The 607-nt window shown below is 61.8% G+C and carries 1 protein-coding gene; it reads left to right on the top strand.

From position 1 onward, the window contains the following. Positions 1-286, top strand: a 286-nt coding sequence (locus tag FLM69_RS11760) for a hypothetical protein (protein WP_220125183.1), incomplete at its 5' end; no start/stop codon positions are given. Positions 287-607 lie beyond the last annotated feature (321 nt).

The raw sequence follows: 607 nt of genomic DNA, 5'->3' as shown, positions 1-607 counted from the left end.
ACCGGCTCAAGCAGTGGCGAGGGATCGCGATGCGCTCGGACAAGTACGCCCGGAACTATCACGCCGGGCTCTGCCTCGCCGCGACACTGCATTGGCTGACTACTATCCTTTAGCAACACGCCCTAGGTCTGCCTGGCGTTTGCCGGAGCGGGCGAGCCAAGCACGCACCTCTGCGGCGACCATCGAATTGAAATCCGAGCCGCTCTCCTCGTTCGAGTTCGTCATGGGCAAGACCCTATGGCTCAGGCGAACGGCGCACAAGGTCAGAGAAAAAAAGTTGCGATGACCGCAAGGCGAGGGCTGGGCAGATATGCGTACAGCGCATACAGTGTGGGCCATGAGCAATCACACCCGTTGTGTCAGGTCGAACCTGGCAGCCGAAATCAGTAGACGAGACCTAACCCAGGCCCGCGCAGCGGCACTGGCCGGTCTCACCCCGGACGGTCTTTCCAAGCGGATGTCCGGGCAGGTCGAATTCCGCCTAGGTGTTGTGGGTCATGAGGTTCTTGGCACGAGGCCCGGGCTGAGATGAGACGAGCGGGCCCCGCCCGGCAGGATGGAAGTTCCTCAACAACCCATCCGCTGGAAAGAGCCCGCTCATGACCCA

It is taken from the genome of Micrococcus sp. R8502A1, from assembly GCF_006704135.1.
Lineage (GTDB): Bacteria > Actinomycetota > Actinomycetes > Actinomycetales > Micrococcaceae > Micrococcus > Micrococcus luteus.
Note: the sequence above shows the minus strand (reverse complement) of the source record. Positions and strands in the feature narration are given on the sequence as shown.